Origin of the sequence: Hydrotalea sp. (assembly GCF_049968455.1) — a bacterium.
Taxonomy (GTDB): domain Bacteria; phylum Bacteroidota; class Bacteroidia; order Chitinophagales; family Chitinophagaceae; genus Hydrotalea.
The window spans coordinates 1-3373 of record NZ_JBMFQT010000046.1 but is presented as its reverse complement, the minus strand read 5'-3'; the positions used below and the strand labels follow the sequence as shown (position 1 = coordinate 3373).

Here is a 3373-nt window from a genome sequence, read left to right as displayed (position 1 = left end):
GGAATAACACTGCCTGCTATGGTATTGAATAAAGTTGTTTTTCCTGAGCCATTGGCACCAATAATAATTACAAATTCCCCCTCATTAATTTGCAATGAAACATTGTTAAGTGCCGTAATTTCATTTACTCTTCCGGCATTAAATATTTTTGTTACTTGCTCTAACTGAATCATTGCCCTATTATTCATTTGGTTTAAGAACATTTTTAACCCTTGGCAGGGCAACAATAAGCAATACAAACAGTGCTGTTACCAGCTTTAATATGTTGGGGTCAACCCCTAAGGAAAGCGTAACAGCTAATACCATTTGAAAAATAAAACTGCCTGCAATTACCAATGCAATTTGAGCACCAATAGCCACAATATTGAACCAAATACGCAGTGCATCGGCAATTAATACTGAACCTAAGCCTACAATAACAATACCAATGCCCATGTTTATATCGGTAAAATTTTGGTACTGTGCAACCAATGACCCACTTAAAGCAGTAAGTGCGTTAGCCATAGCTAAGCCAATAATTTTCATTTTATTGTTATTAATACCTAATGACCGTGTCATGCTAGAGCTGTTGCCGGTTGCCCGCATTGCAATGCCAAAATCAGTTAACAATATATACCATAACAATAACGCAAAGGCACCAATAATAATTAAGTCGGCTGCCAATGTGTTATAAATAGAATGTGAAAAAACATGTATGTAAGCGAATAAAGTATTTAAATTAATTAAAGGGATATTGGAGCGGCCCATAATGATTAAGTTAATAGAATACAAACCAGTCATTACCAAAATGCCTGCCAACAAGGCATCGATTTTTAATTTAGTATGAATGAAAGCGGTGCATATACCAGCTAAAGAACCGGCAAACATGCTTATTAATACCACAACAAATACCGGCCAATGTTGTACTAATAAAACTGCGGTTACTGCTGCACCTAATGTGTAGCTGCCATCGGTGGTAATATCGGGAATATTAAAAATGCGCATGGAAATAAAAACTCCCATTGACATAGCCCCTAAACAAAGCGACAATACCAAAGCTGACAAATAAAATTCCATTATTGCATGGGTTTATAATCGGATGGAAAATGTAAATTATAGACTTTTGCAACAGTGGGATTATAAACACGGTTACGCACTTTAACCATTTCCCAATGTAAACCGTTGGTTGATTTTTGTTTTAAGAACAAGGCAGCTTGCTCACCTGCCTGATATCCCCAATCATAAATATTCGCACCAAAAGCAGCAACCGCACCACGAGCCACTAAACCGGCTTCGCTTGTGAAAATTGGAACATGTTGTTGATTGCAGGCTTGCACAATATTTTCAAATGAAGCGAAAATAGTATTGTCAGGATTGGCAAAAAATGCGTCAATATGTTTTGATAATAAAGACTGAGTAACTAACGGTACATCTGCACTACTGTTTACCGGTAAAGAAACTAAGTTAATATGGTTTGCATTTGCCAGTTGTTGAATGCGCTTAATAGCTTCTACAGATTGTGGTTCTGACTGATTAAATATCATTCCAACAGTAAGCGGTTGGTTATTGCTTGGGTGTAATATTTGCGGAATCAATAAAAATGAAGTATCGATATAATTCAAATTTTCGCCAACGCCAAATAAGTTGGCCGGCGCATGTCCTTGGGCGTCGGTCAATTTCATTAATTGGGGTGTTGCGGCTACCATCATAAATACCGGAATGGTTTTGGTATTTTGAATGGCAGTAATAGTTGGTAATGTAGCATTGGCTGCAATTAATGTTACCTGCTGCGTAATATAATACTGAATAATTTGAGTTAAAGTAGGAATACTACCTTGTGCATTCCGATAAATAATTTTAATGTTGCCTTTTTGCTCATCAAAACCATTGTTTTTTAATGCAGCAATAAAACCAGTTTTGGCTTGTTCAATAGTCTTGTCTTCAAATGCATCGGCAAAACCAATTAAAGGAACATTACTTTTATGCTCACAGGCGCCTAAAAAACACACCAATACAATTAATTGAATAAATCTTAATAGCTTCATGACGAAAAAATCTTTAAGTAGCCTCATTAACAACTATTTTTATTCATTGTTTAAAATTAGGCAGCAGGGTTGGTTTTTCCATATTTATTTATCGAAAATGCTACGATGATTTATAAAGTTTAAAAAGCCATCGGTTTTCTCTTTTGTCAGGAAATAGATCGTTCAACGACTATTGGGTATCATAAAATCTAAAGAACTGAACAGGATTTAACAAAATATTTATTTAAGTATTTGCTTAAATAATAAAAAAAAGAAATAGTTTTACTGAAAATAACAACAATATGAGTATTTGTATTCGTTTATATGCCGATCCTGCTCAAATTAATCAATGTAAACAAAAATTAGAACAAACTCAGGAAGCATTTGCTAACATATCGGGAGTATTGTCATTGGCAGGTAATGAAGCTCGGCTAAAGATTTTATATTTATTGGAAGAAGAAAAAGAACTATGCCCTTGCGATTTAAGTGATATTTTAGGTATGAGTATTCCGGCCATTTCGCAACACCTGCGAAAAATGAAGGATGGCGGAATTATTCAGGCCAGAAAAGAAGGACAAACTATTTTTTATTCATTAAAGCCCGAGCATTTAAAAATGCTGCGCGGTTTATTTAAATACATTCAACAACTCAATCAACAAAATCAATTTGTATGAAACAGGAAAAATCAAACGGAAAAACCTGGATAGCCGTATTGGCAACAGCTTTTATTGCCTCTTTATGCTGTATTACACCGGTGCTGGCTTTAATAAGTGGAGTTACCGGCATTGCATCTACTTTTTCGTGGATGGAGCCTTACCGCCCCGTTTTAATTGGTATAACGGTACTGGTATTAGCATTTGCCTGGTATCAAAAATTAAAACCCCGATCTGCTAATGAAATTGCCTGCGATTGTGAAGAAGACAAACCTTCATTTTGGAAAAGCAAATCTTTTTTAGGTATTGTAACTTTTTTGGCTGTATTGCTAATGGCTTTCCCTTCCTACTCCTCTATCTTCTTTCCTAAAATAGAAAAAAAGGAAGTGGTGTATGTTGATAAATCAGCTGTGCGAACCGTAAAATTAAAGATTGAAGGAATGGACTGTGAAGCCTGCAGTTCAACCATTAATCTGGCTTTGTCAAAAGTGCCGGGAGTAATAAAGTTTGAAACCGCTTTTAAAGATGCCAGCAGTACAGTAGAATACAATGCCGCTGAAACTAAATTAGATACCATTGTGAATGCCGTAAACGCAACCGGGTACAAAGTTTCAGGCGTATCGGCAGTTGAGTAAATGCAGTATGGTTGGATAGTATTGCAAACAGCATTGCAAATAATTTCAAATTGATAATCAATTAAAATATATTACCATGAGT

5 protein-coding genes are annotated in these 3373 nt (G+C 35.6%); 2 read left to right on the top strand and 3 right to left on the bottom strand.

Going from position 1 to position 3373, the window contains the following annotated elements:
* The 3 genes from ACP5P5_RS13545 to ACP5P5_RS13535 form a co-directional block, all read right to left on the bottom strand.
* A partial coding sequence (locus tag ACP5P5_RS13545) for an ATP-binding cassette domain-containing protein (protein ID WP_428286647.1) occupies nt 1-188 on the bottom strand: 188 nt, incomplete at its 3' end.
* The gene (locus ACP5P5_RS13540) at nt 181-1056 is read right to left on the bottom strand and encodes an ABC transporter permease (RefSeq protein WP_428286646.1); all 876 of its coding nucleotides are present in this window, start codon (nt 1054-1056) and stop codon (nt 181-183) included. The genes ACP5P5_RS13540 and ACP5P5_RS13545, both read right to left, overlap by 8 nt.
* Nucleotides 1056-2024: an ABC transporter substrate-binding protein gene (locus tag ACP5P5_RS13535; RefSeq protein WP_428286645.1), complete on the bottom strand. Its 969-nt coding sequence runs from the start codon at nt 2022-2024 to the stop codon at nt 1056-1058. Before ACP5P5_RS13535 ends, ACP5P5_RS13540 begins: the two co-directional genes overlap by 1 nt.
* Before the next feature lie 281 nt (nt 2025-2305).
* Here ACP5P5_RS13535 and ACP5P5_RS13530 point away from each other — a divergent pair, with 281 nt between their 5' ends.
* Both ACP5P5_RS13530 and merTP read left to right on the top strand, forming a co-directional pair.
* Nucleotides 2306-2677, top strand: a complete 372-nt coding sequence (locus ACP5P5_RS13530) for an ArsR/SmtB family transcription factor (RefSeq protein WP_428286644.1) — start codon at nt 2306-2308, stop codon at nt 2675-2677.
* A complete protein-coding gene (gene merTP, locus ACP5P5_RS13525) occupies nt 2674-3291 on the top strand; it encodes a mercuric transport protein MerTP (protein WP_428286643.1) in 618 nt (205 codons plus the stop codon). Before ACP5P5_RS13530 ends, merTP begins: the two co-directional genes overlap by 4 nt.
* Nucleotides 3292-3373: the final 82 nt, after the last annotated feature.